Source organism: Abiotrophia sp., from assembly GCF_057275535.1.
Window position 1 is genome coordinate 25,603 of the sequence record NZ_DBHIRJ010000006.1, and the last position, 15,241, is coordinate 40,843.

General features: G+C 43.9%; 16 protein-coding genes. 12 read left to right on the top strand and 4 right to left on the bottom strand.

Features of this window, described 5'->3' with window-relative positions:
* Positions 1-62 precede the first annotated feature (62 nt).
* The 12 genes from ACO53F_RS05785 (at position 63) to ACO53F_RS05840 (ending at position 11,955) form a co-directional block, all read left to right on the top strand.
* A complete protein-coding gene (locus tag ACO53F_RS05785) occupies positions 63-389 on the top strand; it encodes a hypothetical protein (RefSeq protein WP_485137673.1) in 327 nt (108 codons plus the stop codon).
* The gene (locus tag ACO53F_RS05790) at positions 379-717 is read left to right on the top strand and encodes a hypothetical protein (RefSeq protein WP_485137674.1); all 339 of its coding nucleotides are present in this window, start codon (positions 379-381) and stop codon (positions 715-717) included. Before ACO53F_RS05785 ends, ACO53F_RS05790 begins: the two co-directional genes overlap by 11 nt.
* A gap of 166 nt (positions 718-883) precedes the next feature.
* Entirely contained in the window at positions 884-1,024 is a 141-nt protein-coding gene (locus ACO53F_RS05795; RefSeq protein ID WP_485137675.1) for a hypothetical protein, read from the top strand.
* A gap of 166 nt (positions 1,025-1,190) precedes the next feature.
* A complete protein-coding gene (locus ACO53F_RS05800; RefSeq protein WP_485137676.1) occupies positions 1,191-1,739 on the top strand; it encodes a hypothetical protein in 549 nt (182 codons plus the stop codon).
* A complete protein-coding gene (locus tag ACO53F_RS05805; protein ID WP_485137677.1) occupies positions 1,739-1,960 on the top strand; it encodes a helix-turn-helix domain-containing protein in 222 nt (73 codons plus the stop codon). The genes ACO53F_RS05800 and ACO53F_RS05805 overlap by 1 nt, the downstream gene beginning before the upstream one ends.
* A 385-nt stretch (positions 1,961-2,345) precedes the next feature.
* The gene (gene lepA, locus ACO53F_RS05810; RefSeq protein ID WP_485137678.1) at positions 2,346-4,178 is read left to right on the top strand and encodes a translation elongation factor 4; all 1,833 of its coding nucleotides are present in this window, start codon (positions 2,346-2,348) and stop codon (positions 4,176-4,178) included.
* Positions 4,179-4,327: 149 nt separating this feature from the next.
* On the top strand, positions 4,328-5,389 hold the full coding sequence (locus ACO53F_RS05815; protein ID WP_485137679.1) for a zinc-dependent alcohol dehydrogenase family protein: 1,062 nt from the start codon (positions 4,328-4,330) through the stop codon (positions 5,387-5,389).
* An 85-nt stretch (positions 5,390-5,474) separates the two neighbouring features.
* Entirely contained in the window at positions 5,475-6,224 is a 750-nt protein-coding gene (locus tag ACO53F_RS05820; protein ID WP_485137680.1) for an NAD-dependent protein deacylase, read from the top strand.
* A gap of 63 nt (positions 6,225-6,287) precedes the next feature.
* Positions 6,288-7,829 (top strand): ABC-F family ATP-binding cassette domain-containing protein, encoded by a 1,542-nt coding sequence (locus ACO53F_RS05825; protein WP_485137681.1) that lies wholly within the window; start codon positions 6,288-6,290, stop codon positions 7,827-7,829.
* A gap of 396 nt (positions 7,830-8,225) precedes the next feature.
* A complete protein-coding gene (gene adhE, locus ACO53F_RS05830) occupies positions 8,226-10,862 on the top strand; it encodes a bifunctional acetaldehyde-CoA/alcohol dehydrogenase (RefSeq protein ID WP_485137682.1) in 2,637 nt (878 codons plus the stop codon).
* A 117-nt stretch (positions 10,863-10,979) separates the two neighbouring features.
* Positions 10,980-11,501, top strand: coding sequence for a peptide-methionine (S)-S-oxide reductase MsrA (msrA, locus tag ACO53F_RS05835; protein WP_485137683.1), 522 nt, complete (start codon positions 10,980-10,982; stop codon positions 11,499-11,501).
* Between the two features lie 4 nt (positions 11,502-11,505).
* A complete protein-coding gene (locus tag ACO53F_RS05840; protein WP_485137684.1) occupies positions 11,506-11,955 on the top strand; it encodes a GNAT family N-acetyltransferase in 450 nt (149 codons plus the stop codon).
* A gap of 49 nt (positions 11,956-12,004) precedes the next feature.
* Here ACO53F_RS05840 and ACO53F_RS05845 read toward each other — a convergent pair whose 3' ends face one another.
* From ACO53F_RS05845 to ACO53F_RS05860, 4 genes are all read right to left on the bottom strand, one after another.
* On the bottom strand, positions 12,005-12,859 hold the full coding sequence (locus ACO53F_RS05845; RefSeq protein WP_485137685.1) for a helix-turn-helix domain-containing protein: 855 nt from the start codon (positions 12,857-12,859) through the stop codon (positions 12,005-12,007).
* A gap of 73 nt (positions 12,860-12,932) precedes the next feature.
* Positions 12,933-13,319, bottom strand: coding sequence for an iron-sulfur cluster biosynthesis family protein (locus ACO53F_RS05850; RefSeq protein WP_485137686.1), 387 nt, complete (start codon positions 13,317-13,319; stop codon positions 12,933-12,935).
* Positions 13,320-13,418: 99 nt separating this feature from the next.
* The gene (locus ACO53F_RS05855; RefSeq protein WP_485137687.1) at positions 13,419-14,195 is read right to left on the bottom strand and encodes a M15 family metallopeptidase; all 777 of its coding nucleotides are present in this window, start codon (positions 14,193-14,195) and stop codon (positions 13,419-13,421) included.
* Between the two features lie 14 nt (positions 14,196-14,209).
* Positions 14,210-15,235, bottom strand: a complete 1,026-nt coding sequence (locus ACO53F_RS05860; protein ID WP_485137688.1) for a YdcF family protein — start codon at positions 15,233-15,235, stop codon at positions 14,210-14,212.
* Positions 15,236-15,241 lie beyond the last annotated feature (6 nt).

The window sequence follows — 15,241 nt, forward strand, 5'->3', positions numbered from 1 at the left end:
AGTGTAAGGTAAATCTTGCAAATAAATCGCGATGGCCAGGAGGGCCAGAGGAGGAAATTAAAATGGAAAAGATTAATGAAATTGCCAACGCACTATTTAACGAAATGACCCAACAAGGAACAGAGTTTTATTTGTTCCGCGACGGTAACTATGGAACTAGACAAGAGGGGAGTTTTTCTGAGTACGAGGAGGAAGTGATTTTTACAATTCCACTATCATTAGAGTACTGGCGTGACACCCTACAAGAATGGGAACTACTAGATACGGACGGTAGAATCAAAGATGACTTAACAGACGAAGAAAAAGACGATTTTATCTGCGATGTTATATTTCCTAAGATTGAAGAGTTAGAAGATTTACTAGAAGAGGATGAAGAAAATGAGCAATAGCAGAAAAAAAACCATCTGGCTAAGTGACCAGATGGTAGATATGTACGAAAACCCGGACGGGAGAACATTCTCCCGGAGGGTGGCTGACACCATCGAACGATACAACGTTCTTATGGGGTTAGCAGAAAAGATTGAGTTAACGGAAAGAGACCTCGTTATACTAGGTGAGGCCGTATTAGGTACTTTTATTGATCGTAACAAAATTAGATATTTGCCGGACTCCATCCGAGATACAGAAATGCCCGGCGCCGAAGATTTAGCTAACAAAGTAGAAAGCCTCGACTATCTTAGCCGGATGGCCTTGGTAGAGAAAATAGCAATGAAGTAATGAGCCACCTTTTTTATGACATCACCCCTGGGCTTTTGCCTGGGGGCTTTTTTTTTGAATAAAAATAAACTTTTTCGTCAAAAAGAGTTGACGTCCACATAAATATACGTTATAATATGTTTGTAAGGTTGATTAAGACCTTAACAAAACAAGAAAGGAGAAAGGTATGAAAGAAGCGATGGAACTTCTTGGCTATCTCGGAGCGTTCTTAGCGGGGCTAGCAAGTATCATAGAGATACTTAAAAGCAACAAAAAAGAACAGCCAAAACGATACCGCAAGCGACCAAGCAAAAGGAATCGAAGATAGCTGTTCAGTGAGGAAGGGGCGAAAGCCCCTAGTCCTCACTTGAATTATAACATACCAAACAGAACGATGAAAGCATGGTTATTATTGATGGTATCATTGATGTGCTACCAATTCGTAAGAAGTAAAAACAAACAAAAATAATCAAACATTTAAGGAGAGATTTATTATGTTAACATCTGAAATGGTAATGGAACAATTAAAAAGCCCAGTAAAAGTAAATTACATCATCACAGGTAAGAATGGCAAGATTCTTGCTAACAAAGGCACAGGAAATATTCAAGGTGTGTCAAACTCCTGGGGAAATTTTTACGGAGTGTATGGAGATATAGTTGAAGAATTTCATAAGGAAGGACATAATCAATTAGACAGTCGAAAAGACTCGGACGAAGAAATCAAAAAAGTGATTGAGTACATCTTAAAATATGTGGGTGACTTGGCCCCTTACCCCGAAAACATCACAGAAGAAATGAAAACATGCAGCTATACATCAATTATTTACAATACTGTAGAGTTAATAGAAATTGCTAAGGAAGTTGAACATATCAATTCAAAAAAAGATGGCACCCCTTTAGTTAAACTAACAGCTTTTGACAAAGAGTACACTATGAAGCCGGAAGATATTGATAATTATGAGTTTACAATTGAGAGAACAGTTAACTTAAGAGGTGATATCTTAATTGAAACTGGTCATATTAAGAGAAAGGAAGAACGATAATGAAAACACTAGACCTAAAAAAAATAAAAGAGGTGCTGGATGATACCAGCATCTCTGCTTATTCTATCGAACAAAAGACAGGCATTTCAAGGAACGCGATCTCAAGATATCGACAAGGCAAAGCTGACTTTGAAAACTTAACCCTTGCAACACTGATGAAGATTGCTGAGGTGTACATCGATGGCGAAGAAGATGAATTGCTACCAAATGAAAATCATTAACGCGCATACGCGAACTGTTGCAAAATATGCAACAGTTAAAAATTAACTTGCTAACCTCAGCAAAATCTTTTGTGGCGCTGTTCTTCCATGGGGCATTCATGGGGCAGACTTACCTAGCATTTATCTTTGTGTATCTGATTGAGTCTTTTAGAAGCACTGTCATATAAAGGTTTATCCGTATTGGTCTGAATTAGGCCTTACCTTGATATGTTTGAAGGCAAATAAGTCTAAAGGCTGGAATCTTCCAGCCTTTTTTGTTCTTAATTTTAGTTAGCATTCCCTGGCTTAACCCTAGTCTTAGAGCCAAAAATTTGGTACAATAGACCAGTGTATTAGTGCCAGATGGCACTCCTATCTAGATAAATTTGTACGAAAGAGGAAGCCTATGAATCCACAAGAATTACAAGCACTCCGAGCCCGCCAGGAGAAAATTCGCAACTTCTCCATTATCGCTCATATTGACCACGGTAAATCAACCTTGGCTGACCGTATTCTACAACTGACGGAGACGGTTTCAGACCGGGAAATGCAGGACCAACTCTTGGACTCCATGGACTTGGAGCGGGAGCGAGGCATTACCATTAAACTCAACGCTGTTGAACTGACCTATAAGGCTCAGGATGGGGAAGAGTATATCTTCCACCTAATTGACACCCCAGGGCACGTGGACTTTACCTATGAGGTGTCACGTTCACTGGCAGCCTGTGAAGGGGCTATCTTGGTCGTCGATGCCGCCCAGGGGATTGAAGCTCAGACTCTAGCCAACGTTTATTTGGCTTTAGATAACGACTTGGAAATTCTGCCGGTGATTAACAAGATTGACTTGCCAGCCGCTGATCCTGAGCGTGTTCAAGTTGAAATTGAAGATGTCATTGGGATTGACGCTAGTGAGGCCGTTTTCGCGTCAGCCAAATCCGGTATTGGGATTGACCAAATCCTGGAGCAAATCGTCCACAAGGTACCAGCCCCTCCGGGCGATCTAGAAGCGCCGCTTCAAGCCTTGATTTTCGACTCTGTCTACGATTCCTACCGTGGTGTTGTCTTGAATATCCGGGTCATTAACGGGGTCGTGAAACCTGGCGACAAGATTCGTTTGATGTCCAACGGCAAAGAATTCGATGTAGTGGAAGTAGGGGTCTTCAGTCCTAAACCAGTCCAACGCGACTATCTCATGGTAGGGGATGTGGGCTATATCACGGCTTCCATTAAGACCATTCAAGATACGCGAGTAGGGGATACCATTACCTTGGCCAACAATCCGGCCCAAGAACCACTAGACGGCTACCGTAAGCTCAATCCTATGGTCTACTGCGGTCTCTATCCAGTCGAGTCTAACGACTATAACGATTTACGAGATGCCTTGGAAAAACTCCAACTTAATGACGCAGCCTTACAATTTGAGCCTGAAACTTCTCAAGCCCTAGGTTTTGGCTTCCGTACCGGTTTCTTAGGCTTGCTGCACATGGACGTTATCCAGGAACGTCTGGAACGTGAGTTCGACATCAACCTGATTACTACAGCGCCTTCGGTTATTTACAAGGTTAAAAAGACCAATGGTGAGGAAATCATCGTGGATAACCCGTCTGCTATGCCAGATCAAACCGTCATCGATGAAATCTACGAGCCCTACGTCAAGGCCTCCATTATGGTGCCTAATGAATACGTTGGGGCGGTCATGGATATCGGCCAGCGTAAGCGGGGCAACTTCATTACCATGGATTATCTGGATGATTACCGAGTCAATGTGGTCTATGAGTTACCATTGTCAGAAATCATCTATGACTTCTTCGATAAGCTCAAATCCAATACCAAAGGCTATGCATCCCTTGACTACGAATTAATTGGCTACAAACCATCTAACCTAGTTAAGATGGATATCCTGCTCAATGGCGACCTGATTGACGCCTTCTCCATGATTGTCCACAAGGACTTTGCTTACGGTCGTGGCCGTGAATTAGTAGAAAAACTTCGTGGCATCATCCCACGACAACTCTTCGAAGTGCCGGTTCAGGCTGCTATCGGTAATAAGATTCTAGCGCGTACCACCATTAAGGCCCTACGTAAAGACGTAACAGCTAAACTCTACGGTGGGGACGTCAGCCGTCGTAAGAAGCTCCTCGAGAAACAAAAAGAGGGGAAAAAGCGGATGAAACAAATTGGGACGGTGGAAGTTCCACAAGAAGCCTTCATGGCTATCCTACAAATGGACGAAGATTAGATTCTATCAAGCTCCCAACCGATTTGGTGGGAGCTTTTTTGTATAGAAGAAGCTCAGAATAACTAGGAAATCGCTTGCAATCACCCAAGAAAAGGTTTACAATATAAGTGTAGTATATTTCACAAATTTCACAATAAGGAGGATCTACTATGAAAGCATACACCTATGTTGAACCTGGCCTAGCAAAGTTCGTTGACAAGCCAAAGCCTGTCATCTTGAAGCCAACGGATGCAATTGTTCGTATGCTTAAAACGACCATCTGTGGGACAGACCTACACATCATCAAGGGTGATGTGCCAGCTGTCCAAAGTGGGACGATTTTAGGACACGAGGGGATTGCGGTTGTCGAAGAAGTTGGCTCCAGTGTGACCAACTTCAAGCCTGGCGATAAAGTCATTGTTTCTTGCGTCTGCTCTTGCGGTAAGTGTTACTACTGTAAGAAGGGGATTTATGCCCACTGTGAAGATGAGGGTGGTTGGATCTTCGGCCACTTAATCGACGGCACACAGGCTGAATATCTCCGCGTTCCACACGCAGACAATACCCTCTATAATCCACCAGCAGGCCTTAGTGATGAAGCCATGGTTATGATTTCAGATATTCTACCAACGGGTTATGAAATTGGGGTCCTAAAAGGTCGGGTAGAGCCAGGTTGTAATGTGGCCATTATTGGTTCTGGACCTGTTGGTTTGGGCTCACTCTTAACCGCTCAATTCTATTCTCCTGCTAAGATTATCATGGTGGATATCGATGAACACCGCCTAGATACCGCCCTCAAGTTTGGCGCTACCCATAAGGTTAATAATTCCGATACTGATAGAGCTATCAAGGAAATCTTTGACTTAACGGGTGGTCGTGGGGTTGATGTGGCCATTGAAGCAGTGGGGATTCCAGCATCCTTTGACTTCTGCCAAAAGATTATTGCAGTTGACGGCCGTATTGCTAACGCGGGTGTCCATGGGGTACCTGTACAATTTGACTTAGACCGTCTCTGGATTCGCAATATTACCGTGACAACCGGCTTGGTGTCAACTAATACCACACCACAACTGCTGCAAGCCTTAGAAGCGCAAAAGATTCACCCTGAAGAACTCGTTACCCACTACTTCAAATTGTCTCAAATCGAAGAAGCTTATGAAGTCTTCCGCGATGCCTCTAAGAATAATGCCATTAAGGTCCTAATTGAAAATGACCTTAGCCCACAAAGCTAGGCTAAGAAGGATGGCTTTTACTATAAGTGACTGGGCCTTGGCTCGGTCACTTTTTATATCAGAAGAGCAGATAGGAGGTAAGCCTATGCAAGAAGCCATTCAGGCTCTACAAACCATTATTAATAATAGCCAGCATCTTGTCTTTTTCGGTGGCGCAGGTGTGTCAACAGAATCAGGTATACCTGATTTTCGCAGTGCCCAGGGCGTTTATAGTCAAGATCTGGGAAGAAACTTTTCAGCCGAACAACTGATTAGCCATAGTATGTATCTTAAATATCCCCAGCTTTTCTATGATTTTTACCGTAAGCATTTGAGTTACCCTCATGCTAAACCAAATCCTGCCCATAACTTTCTAGCGCGTTTGGAGGCTAGTGGCCACTTAGACGCTGTCATTACCCAGAATATTGACACCCTACATGAAGCTGCAGGTAGTCAAGGTGTCCTCAAGCTTCATGGAACCATTGATCGTAATATTTGTCAGGAATGTGGTAGAGTCTATGACCTTAAGAGCTTTCTTGACGCTTATGATAGTCAGGGCATTCCGCGCTGTCCTCATTGTGGCGGCGTGCTTAAACCAGATGTTACCCTATATGAAGAGTCGCTTAATATGGAAGTCTTTGACCAGGCCATTTCAGCTATTCAGCGGGCCGATACCTTGATAGTAGGCGGTACTTCTTTAGTCGTCTATCCGGCTGCAGGTCTACTGCAATACTTTAAGGGCAAGCATTTGGTGGTCATTAACAAAGAGGCTATTCCTCAGGATGACTGGGCAGATTTAGTTATTCATGCTCCTATTGGGCAGGTTTTCAGCCAATTAGTGCTTCTAGGTCAATAGGGCCTATTCAAAGCAGACAGAATAGACTATAATAGGAAGGAACTGTCAATTTGGAGGAAAGACATGAGTATCTTAAGCGTATCAAATCTTACCCATGGATTCGGCGATCGGGCCATCTTCGAAGATGTCTCCTTCCGCCTACTCAAAGGGGAACATATCGGCCTGATTGGGGCCAATGGTGAAGGGAAATCAACCTTCATGAACATTGTAACAGGTAAGCAAGTGCCAGATGAAGGCAAGGTAGAGTGGGCCAAGTATGTTACAACTGGCTACCTAGACCAACACAGCGTCCTTAAGCCTGGTCAAACCATTCGCGATGTCTTACGCATGGCCTTTGATGATTTATTTGCCATTGAAGCCCGCATTAGCGAGGCCTATGAAGAGATGGCGACCGCTGATGACCAAACCATGGCAGACCTATTAAAGGAAGTAGGGGAGCTACAAGAACGCCTGGAAGTCCACGATTTCTATACCTTGGATGCTAAAATTGAAGAAGTGGCTCGTGCTCTTGGAATTACCGCCTTTGGTTTAGACACAGACGTCACCTCACTGAGTGGGGGACAGCGGACTAAGGTCTTATTGGCTAAGTTACTCTTAGAAAAGCCCGACATCTTACTCTTGGACGAGCCGACCAACTACTTGGATGCCGAACATATCGAGTGGCTTAAACGTTACTTGCAAAACTACGAAAATGCCTTTATCTTAATTTCCCATGATATTCCATTCCTTAATAGTGTCATTAACATTATCTATCATGTGGAAAACCTCAAGCTCAGTCGTTATGTTGGCGACTATGAGAACTTCCAAGCGGTCCACGCCATGAAGCGTGCCCAGCTAGAAGCGGCCTATGAACGCCAACAGAAGGAAATAGCGGACCTCAAGGACTTCGTCAACCGCAACAAGGCCCGAGTAGCAACGCGCAATATGGCCATGTCCCGTCAGAAGAAATTAGATAAGATGGAAGTCATTGAGCTACAAGGCGAGAAACCTAAGCCAAAATTTGACTTCCAGTCTGCACGGACCCCTGGCCGTTTCATCTTCGAAGCTAATCAGTTAGAAATTGGTTATAGCCAGCCCCTGACCAAGCCGCTGGACCTAGTCTTTGAACGTAACCAGAAGGTGGCTATCATCGGGGCCAACGGGATTGGGAAGACAACTTTACTCAAGAGTCTCATGGGGCTTATTCCGGCCTTAGCTGGCCAAGTAGAGCAGGGTGATTACTTGGAAATTGGTTACTTCGAACAAGAAGTTGCTTCAGGTAATCGTCAGACGCCCTTAGAAGCTGTTTGGAATGCTTTCCCAGCTATGAACCAGGCTGAAGTTCGCGCTGCCTTAGCGCGTTGTGGCCTGACTTCTAAGCACATCGAAAGCCAAATTCAAGTCCTAAGTGGGGGAGAGCAGGCCAAGGTCCGCCTTTGCTTACTTATGAATGCTCCCCATAATGTCTTGATCTTGGACGAGCCGACCAACCACTTGGACGTCGATGCCAAGGAAGAATTGGCTCGAGCCCTCAAAGAATACAAGGGCAGTATCCTCATGGTTTGCCACGAACCTGAATTTTATCAAGGTTGGGTCGACCAAATTTGGGACTTCAATCAATTTTAACAAGCCAAAGCCAAAGTTTGTTCACTTTGGCTTTTTTTCATGGATTAATGCCGATATATCAAGATTATTTTATAAACTCATTTTCACAAAGTGTTTGTGAATCTAAAAAACGAATAGAGAATATATAATATTTTATATGAGTAACCCGAGTATTTTATTTAAAATGATAAGGTTTTCTATTCACATAAGCATTTAGTTGAAATACTGATAGGTCAATATTTGAAAACGTTTTGAAAACAACCTTCACATTGTGCCTAGTTTTCATACATGCTCATTTACAAAAAAAGACCGTCAATATAAAATTTTTTATCGTTTGAACTTGAACAAGTGCTTTACTTTTTGAAAACAAAAGCGTATGATGAAGATGTAAATAAAAAGAACTTAGGAGGAACATCCATGGTTGAAAAAGAAGATAAGAAGTTAGAGGCTCAAGCCCATGTTGATGAGCTTGTCCAAAAAGGCTTAGTCGCTCTTGACGAGTTCCGTCTCTTAGACCAAGAACAAGTAGACTACATTGTGGCTAAAGCCTCAGTTGCAGCCTTAGACCAACACGGGGTCTTGGCTAAGCACGCGCTTGACGAAACAGGTCGTGGGGTATTCGAAGATAAGGCAACTAAGAACCTCTTTGCCTGCGAGCACGTGGTTAACAACATGCGTCACACTAAAACAGTTGGCATCATCTCAGAAGACGATGTGACTGGTTTAACCTTGATTGCTGAACCTGTCGGGGTTGTAGCGGGGATTACCCCAACCACCAACCCAACTTCTACCGCGATTTTCAAATCTTTGATTTCATTGAAGACGCGTAACCCAATCGTCTTTGCCTTCCACCCATCTGCACAAGAATCTTCTGCTCACGCAGCCAAAGTGGTTTACGATGCGGCAGTAGCAGCAGGGGCACCCAAGAACTGTATCCAATGGATTACTTTACCATCTATGGAAGCAACTTCTGCACTTATGAATCACCCAGGGATTGCGACGATCTTAGCAACTGGTGGTAACGCCATGGTTCGTGCCGCTTACTCATGCGGCAAGCCTGCTTTAGGGGTAGGGGCTGGTAACGTACCTGCATACGTAGAAAAAACAGCTAACATTCAACAAGCTGCTCACGACATTATCATGTCTAAGTCTTTCGACAACGGGATGGTCTGTGCTTCTGAGCAAGCTGCCATTGTGGATAAAGAAGTTTACGCTGAATTCAAGAAAGAATTTGAGTCTTACCATGTTTACTTCGTTAACAAGAAAGAAAAAGCCTTGTTAGAAAACTACTGCTTCGGCGTAAAAGCTAACAGCAAGAACTGTGCAGAAGGCAAATTGAACGCCGATATCGTGGGTAAACCAGCTGCTTGGATTGCAGAACAAGCTGGCTTCAGTGTACCAGAAGGCACCAACATTCTCGCTGCTGAAGTAAGTGAAGTAGGGCCAAAAGAACCATTAACTCGTGAAAAACTCTCACCAATTATTGCGGTATTGAAATCAGAAAATACGGAAGATGGGATTGCTAAGTCTCGTCAAATGGTTGAATTCCATGGTTTGGGTCACTCTGCTGCTATCCATACACGTAACGAGCAACTGGCTAAAGACTTCGGTCGTGAAGTTAAGGCAATTCGTGTTATCTGGAACGCGCCATCTACTTTCGGGGGAATTGGTGACGTATATAACGCCTTCTTGCCATCCTTAACCTTGGGTTGTGGGACTTATGGTCGCAACTCTGTTGGCAACAACGTCAGCGCCGTTAACTTGTTAAACATCAAAAAAGTGGGGAGACGTAGAAATAATATGCAATGGTTTAAAGTACCTTCAAAAATCTACTTCGAACGTGACTCCATCCAATATCTGCAAAAGATGAAGGATGTAGAGAAAGTTATGATTGTTACGGATGATGCTATGTTCAAATTAGGTTTCGTACACCGTGTCATCGAACAACTCTCCCTCCGTCCTAAGAAAGTTACCTACACCATCTTCTCAGATGTTGAACCAGATCCAGATATTACAACGGTTGAACGCGGGGCAGCCCTCATGCGTGAATTCCAACCAGATACCATCATCGCTTTAGGTGGGGGGTCTGTAATGGACGCGGCTAAAGTAATGTGGATGTTCTACGAACAACCTCAAGTTGACTTCCGTGATTTAGTACAGAAATTTATGGATATCCGTAAACGTGCCTTCCGCTTCCCAGAATTGGGTAAAAAGGCTAAGTACGTTGGGATTCCAACCACTTCTGGTACCGGGTCTGAAGTAACACCATTTGCCGTTATCTCTGATAAGAAGAATAACCGTAAATATCCATTGGCTGACTACTCCTTGACACCAACCATCGCCATCGTAGACCCAGCCTTTGTCTTGACAGTTCCTGCATCCGTTACTGCTGATACTGGTATGGACGTCTTGACTCACGCAGTGGAAGCTTATACCTCTACCTTGGCTAACGACTATACAGATGGTTTGGCTCTACAAGCAATCAAGTTAGTCTTCGAAAACTTAGAAAGCTCTGTTAAGAATGCGGACTTTGAGTCACGTGAGAAGATGCATAACGCGTCAACCATGGCAGGTATGGCCTTTGCCAACGCCTTCTTAGGGATGTCTCACTCTATGGCCCATAAGATTGGTGGTTTCTTCCACACAGTTCACGGTCGTACTAACGCCATCCTCTTGCCATACGTTATCCGTTACAACGGGACTCGTCCAGCTAAGGCTGCAACTTGGCCAAAATACAACTACTACAAGGCCGATGTTAAATTCCAAGACATTGCTAAGATGTTAGGCTTGCCAGCTTCAACACCTGAAGAGGCTGTCGACGCTTTAGCTAAAGCAGTCTACGACTTAGGTGAACGTGTTGGGATCGACATGAGCATCAAGGGCCAAGGCGTGGATGAGAAGGAATATATGGCAACAGTCGAAGAAATTGCTTACTTAGCATACGAAGACCAATGTTCGCCAGCTAACCCACGCTTACCAATGGTAGCTGACATGGTGGAAATCCTCCAAGACGCTTACTATGGTTACAAAGAACGTCCAGGACGTATCAAATAATAGCAAGTAGCTAACTATATTAGCACCAGGTGCCAGGCACTTGGTGCTTTTTTGAGGACGTCTATTTTGGGCTTGTGTTATAATAGAAGCATCAAGAGCCAAGAGAGGGGTATGAGGATGACAGAAACACTTTATTTAGCAGGAGGCTGCTTTTGGGGCATGGAAGGCTATTACAAGCGCCTGACAGGTGTGGTGGATACGGAAGTTGGCTATGCCAACGGCAAAAGCCCACAGGCCACCTATCAAGGTCTTAAAAGCTCAGATCATGCGGAAACCCTAGCCATACATTATGATCCTAACCAGGTCGATCTTGCGACTTTAATTAGCCACTTCTTCCGTGTTATTGATCCTTTTAGCCTCAATAAGCAGGGCGGTGACATCGGTCGCCAGTACCGCACAGGCATTTACACCACCAGCGCCAGCCAAGAAGCAGCTGTTAAGGACTTAGTGGCTACTTTTGAGCAAAGAGCAGGGCGACCAACCGCTGTTGAAGTGGTGCCATTAGCTCACTTTGTGCCAGCCGAAGACTATCATCAAGATTACTTAGATAAACACCCCGGTGGCTACTGCCATATCAAACTGGCTTGGGCCGATCAAGCCTTATCACCAGCTGAAAATTTAGCAAGTCAGAAAGGGTGATAAGATGGCTGTTGCTATTGAAATTCGACCAGCCCAAGTTGAGGATGCGGCAGCCCTTCAAAAGCTCGCCAGCCAAGAATTAGGCTATGATTATCCGCTAGAAGCCTGTCAAGAACGACTGCAAGCTCTCTTGGCGGACGACCAGCAGATTCTTCTGGTGGCTTGCATTCAAGAAGCTCCTAAACAGGTCTTGGGCATTGTCCACGCTAGCTACTATTATTCCTTTTATGGCGACCCCGCCTATAATGTCATGGCACTGGCGGTCGATCAGGCCTATCATCACCAAGGAATAGGGCGGCTTTTGATGCAAGCCTTGGAGGCCCAAGCTATTTCAAAGGACATCCACCACATTCGCCTCAATTCTGGTAGCCATCGCACTGGGGCACACGCCTTTTATCAGTCCATTGGCTATGATTGTTACAAAACCCAAAAAGCCTTCAGTAAAAACCTATGACTACCAAAAAATCCCATTATATCATATATGATATAATGGGATTTTTGCTTTAGATATGAGATTGGAATTGCTTAATACGCGCTAGCAACTGACTATTACCATTAAATTTAGCAAAGGCCAAAGCGTCTGCGCAATATTCTTTGATCTGTTCCACTTCTAAGCCCTGAGCTTCCGCATTCTGGGCAAGGCGGAAGTAGAGACGATCGACATAATGGGAAACCGCAGCTTGGCTAGAAAGATTAATGCCATGTAGCAAGAGGCGGTTAGACTGGTCATATTCTTGGGCTGTCGCATAAAAATTAGCTGAATGCAGGACAATATTGAGAATGCGCCATAGTTCCTGGCTATTAGCTGGCTCATAATCTAGCAGCCCATCTTGGGCTTTTTGGAAGTAGTGATGGGCCCGTTCGGATTCTCCCGCATTAGCATAAGCCAAGCCTAAACCGGCCGCAGCTAGGGAACTATAGAGAGGCTCGAAATCGGTATGTAAATCGGTCATTAGTTGATTTAAGTAGAAAAAACTATCATTTATAGAAGCCTTGGCCAAGGCAGCCAAGAAACCCTTGAGATAAAGATACCGCTTTTTAAGCGATAGGGTGGTGACTTGCTTGGCATCCACAGCTGCTAATTCCTGGCTAGCTAACTTATAATCCGCTCGAACAAAGGCACCTTCCGCCGCTTCAATATGCTGGTAAAGTTCGGTTGATTGGACATCTTGACGTGGGATGAGCTCGCCTAAACTCATATCTAATCGTTGACACAAATCCAGTAAAATCTTAACAGAAGGGACTTGGCCTTGATTTTCAAAACGACTCAGGGTGGCTTGGGTACAGATCCCTTGGCACAATTCAGACTGTGAAATTCCTAATGACTTGCGCCGTTGAATAAATAACTGAATATCCATAGAGGAAACCTCCTAAATATTGCGCTTATAAGTGACTCTATTATAGCATGATAGTGGCCACTTGTCATCGTTTTCACGAAGCCGGCAGGGCAAGAATTAAAGGTAATTTAGGTGTAATCTGACCTGCATCACTTGATAAAGTCAAGGCTGGATAAGCCGGATCAAAGCCAATCTTATGTTGATGATCAAACATCATGTCATAGAGAGGATTGAGATAAATAGGTTGGAAATTAGTCTCAAACTTGCTTGAATAAAGGCCAAAAGGCACTTTGGGGTCATTGTCAGCTACTATGAGCAGACGATACTTGCCCATAACATTACAGTGACAGCCAACTGGCTCGTCATTATAAGGGCTATTGCCATCCACATAATCCATAAGGATGCGGTAAGATTTGCTATCATGCTGAGATAGCGCTTGTTGGATAAAGTCGATTGCTTGATTGGTAAATTCAAAATTCATATTAGAAATCCTTTCTAGTGGAAGGGAGATGGGTCAGTAGAGACCTAGATATTTTCTGATATCCACGAGTTAACATAATATACATTATAGGATAACCACTTAAGGAATCAAGTTTGACTCCTTCTTAGCCAATAAAGCCAGATATTCTTCTAAGGTCAAGCCATTATCATGGATAAATCCCGCATGGACCTTACCTACATAACGAAAATGCCAGGGTTCAAAGTTATAACCTGTAATGGATTCCTTGTTTTGCTGATAACGTAGGATAAATCCGAATCGATGGGCGTTGTTGGCCAACCATTTGGCCGAATCTGTCTCTGAATAGCTAGCTTCCAGCTCACCACCATTATCTAGCCATTCAGTGCCTAAAAGATCAATAGCCAAGCCTGTCGTATGCTCTGAGGCATCCGCTGGCGCCAAATATTGATTGGTAACGGACTCTGCATCGGCTTGACTTAAGCCTTGAGCAAGATAGTTTTGAATGCTAAGGTTACGGTTATTTTCTTGTTCTTCAACAGACCGATAACCTGATACAACCCGATAATAGAAACCATCCTTGGCAGCAGCTTCCATTAAGTCTTCTAAGGGCTTGACTAAGTCTTGATGATAGATATTACCGTAGCTATCCCAAGCCAGTTCTGGCTCTTTTTTATCATCATTAGGATTATTCTTATTAACTAGCTTAAGCAGTGGATCATCACTATGTGCGGTCACCGGTAGTTTTTCAATTAAATCCTGAACTTTTAAATCTTTATTGCTTGTTTGTATTTCTTCTAAACTAGGTAATTTGTAGCTTGTTTTAGCCTGCACAGCTAATGAAGCTTGCAAGAACATGCTGCAGGCAAGTATGAGATAAATCAACTTTTTCTTTTGCATAGAGCCTTCCTTTCTTAGTTAAATAAACCATGTAATAGATATAAAACCAGTGTCAGCCCCCACAAGCCCCCTATCAAGCTCAAATGTAGGCGCCAGGCTAAGGTCAAATAGCCAATAAATTCGCGTAAAAAGGCATTAATTGAAAAATAGAGCTTGGTTTTAGCGCCATAACCTTGACACTTAAGTCCTAGGCGCCGCGCCAGAATAAGGGCACGCAACAAATGATAATAGTTGGTGACAATGACAAAGTCCTCTCTCCCCTTTTCCATTAGCTTATAGGAGAATTGAAGATTTTCATGGGTATTACGAGACTGATTGTCTACCAGAATAGCTGATTGGGGCACGCCTTGTCGCAGGGCGTAAGCTTTCATCGCCTCCCCTTCTGAGATGACTTCATCTGGCCCCTGGCCACCCGACATAATCAGGGTCACTTCTTGTGGGCGACGGCGCCAGAGTTTGATGGCCTTGTCAATTCGACTGGCAAGCAAGGGCGTCACTCCTGTCCCATTCAAGCCTGCCCCTAGCACTACGATATAAGAATAGCGAGGCCGCACAAAATGGATAAAGTTGAGAATGTTGGTCACGAAAAAGATGCCGACCAAGACGGCAAAATAGAAAATAGTGCTTCCCATGAGCCCATAGATGACGTTAAAGATTGGCCAGTTGAGTGACAAACGACTTGCTAGAACAGGCCAGATAACCATATAGCCAATCATGCCAAATCCTAGCATGAGCGCTAGTGAATTGACCAGATTGAAGCCTTCCCGTCGAATCAAGGTAAAGCCTGAATAAAAAAGCGCTATTAGGCTGATCAAAGGCGCCAACATCAAAGTCAAAATGAAGAGGGCTCCCAAGACGACTAAGATGACAGCAAAGAATTGCCATTCTAGTACGAAGGTCAAGTAAATTCCAATAATACCAGCTAATGAGCCCGAAACCAAGAACCAAAATCCCAACCATAAGGTTCGCTTATCATGCCAGTAAACCCAAAAGAATGGCGAGCTGACCAAGACAAGTAGTAGTAAAAAGAGAAATGTCATAATCTA

Bases quoted from the DNA above. Each gene is read 5' to 3' on its own strand.
- ACO53F_RS05825 (WP_485137681.1), top strand. From the start codon at position 6,288: ATGAGTATCTTAAGCGTATCAAATCTTACCCATGGATTCGGCGATCGG.
- ACO53F_RS05815 (WP_485137679.1), top strand. From the start codon at position 4,328: ATGAAAGCATACACCTATGTTGAACCTGGCCTAGCAAAGTTCGTTGAC.
- ACO53F_RS05860 (WP_485137688.1), bottom strand. From the start codon at position 15,235: ATGACATTTCTCTTTTTACTACTACTTGTCTTGGTCAGCTCGCCATTC.
- ACO53F_RS05795 (WP_485137675.1), top strand. From the start codon at position 884: ATGAAAGAAGCGATGGAACTTCTTGGCTATCTCGGAGCGTTCTTAGCG.
- ACO53F_RS05805 (WP_485137677.1), top strand. From the start codon at position 1,739: ATGAAAACACTAGACCTAAAAAAAATAAAAGAGGTGCTGGATGATACC.
- ACO53F_RS05800 (WP_485137676.1), top strand. From the start codon at position 1,191: ATGTTAACATCTGAAATGGTAATGGAACAATTAAAAAGCCCAGTAAAA.
- ACO53F_RS05840 (WP_485137684.1), top strand. From the start codon at position 11,506: ATGGCTGTTGCTATTGAAATTCGACCAGCCCAAGTTGAGGATGCGGCA.
- ACO53F_RS05820 (WP_485137680.1), top strand. From the start codon at position 5,475: ATGCAAGAAGCCATTCAGGCTCTACAAACCATTATTAATAATAGCCAG.
- adhE (WP_485137682.1), top strand. From the start codon at position 8,226: ATGGTTGAAAAAGAAGATAAGAAGTTAGAGGCTCAAGCCCATGTTGAT.
- ACO53F_RS05785 (WP_485137673.1), top strand. From the start codon at position 63: ATGGAAAAGATTAATGAAATTGCCAACGCACTATTTAACGAAATGACC.
- ACO53F_RS05790 (WP_485137674.1), top strand. From the start codon at position 379: ATGAGCAATAGCAGAAAAAAAACCATCTGGCTAAGTGACCAGATGGTA.
- lepA (WP_485137678.1), top strand. From the start codon at position 2,346: ATGAATCCACAAGAATTACAAGCACTCCGAGCCCGCCAGGAGAAAATT.
- ACO53F_RS05850 (WP_485137686.1), bottom strand. From the start codon at position 13,319: ATGAATTTTGAATTTACCAATCAAGCAATCGACTTTATCCAACAAGCG.
- ACO53F_RS05845 (WP_485137685.1), bottom strand. From the start codon at position 12,859: ATGGATATTCAGTTATTTATTCAACGGCGCAAGTCATTAGGAATTTCA.
- msrA (WP_485137683.1), top strand. From the start codon at position 10,980: ATGACAGAAACACTTTATTTAGCAGGAGGCTGCTTTTGGGGCATGGAA.
- ACO53F_RS05855 (WP_485137687.1), bottom strand. From the start codon at position 14,195: ATGCAAAAGAAAAAGTTGATTTATCTCATACTTGCCTGCAGCATGTTC.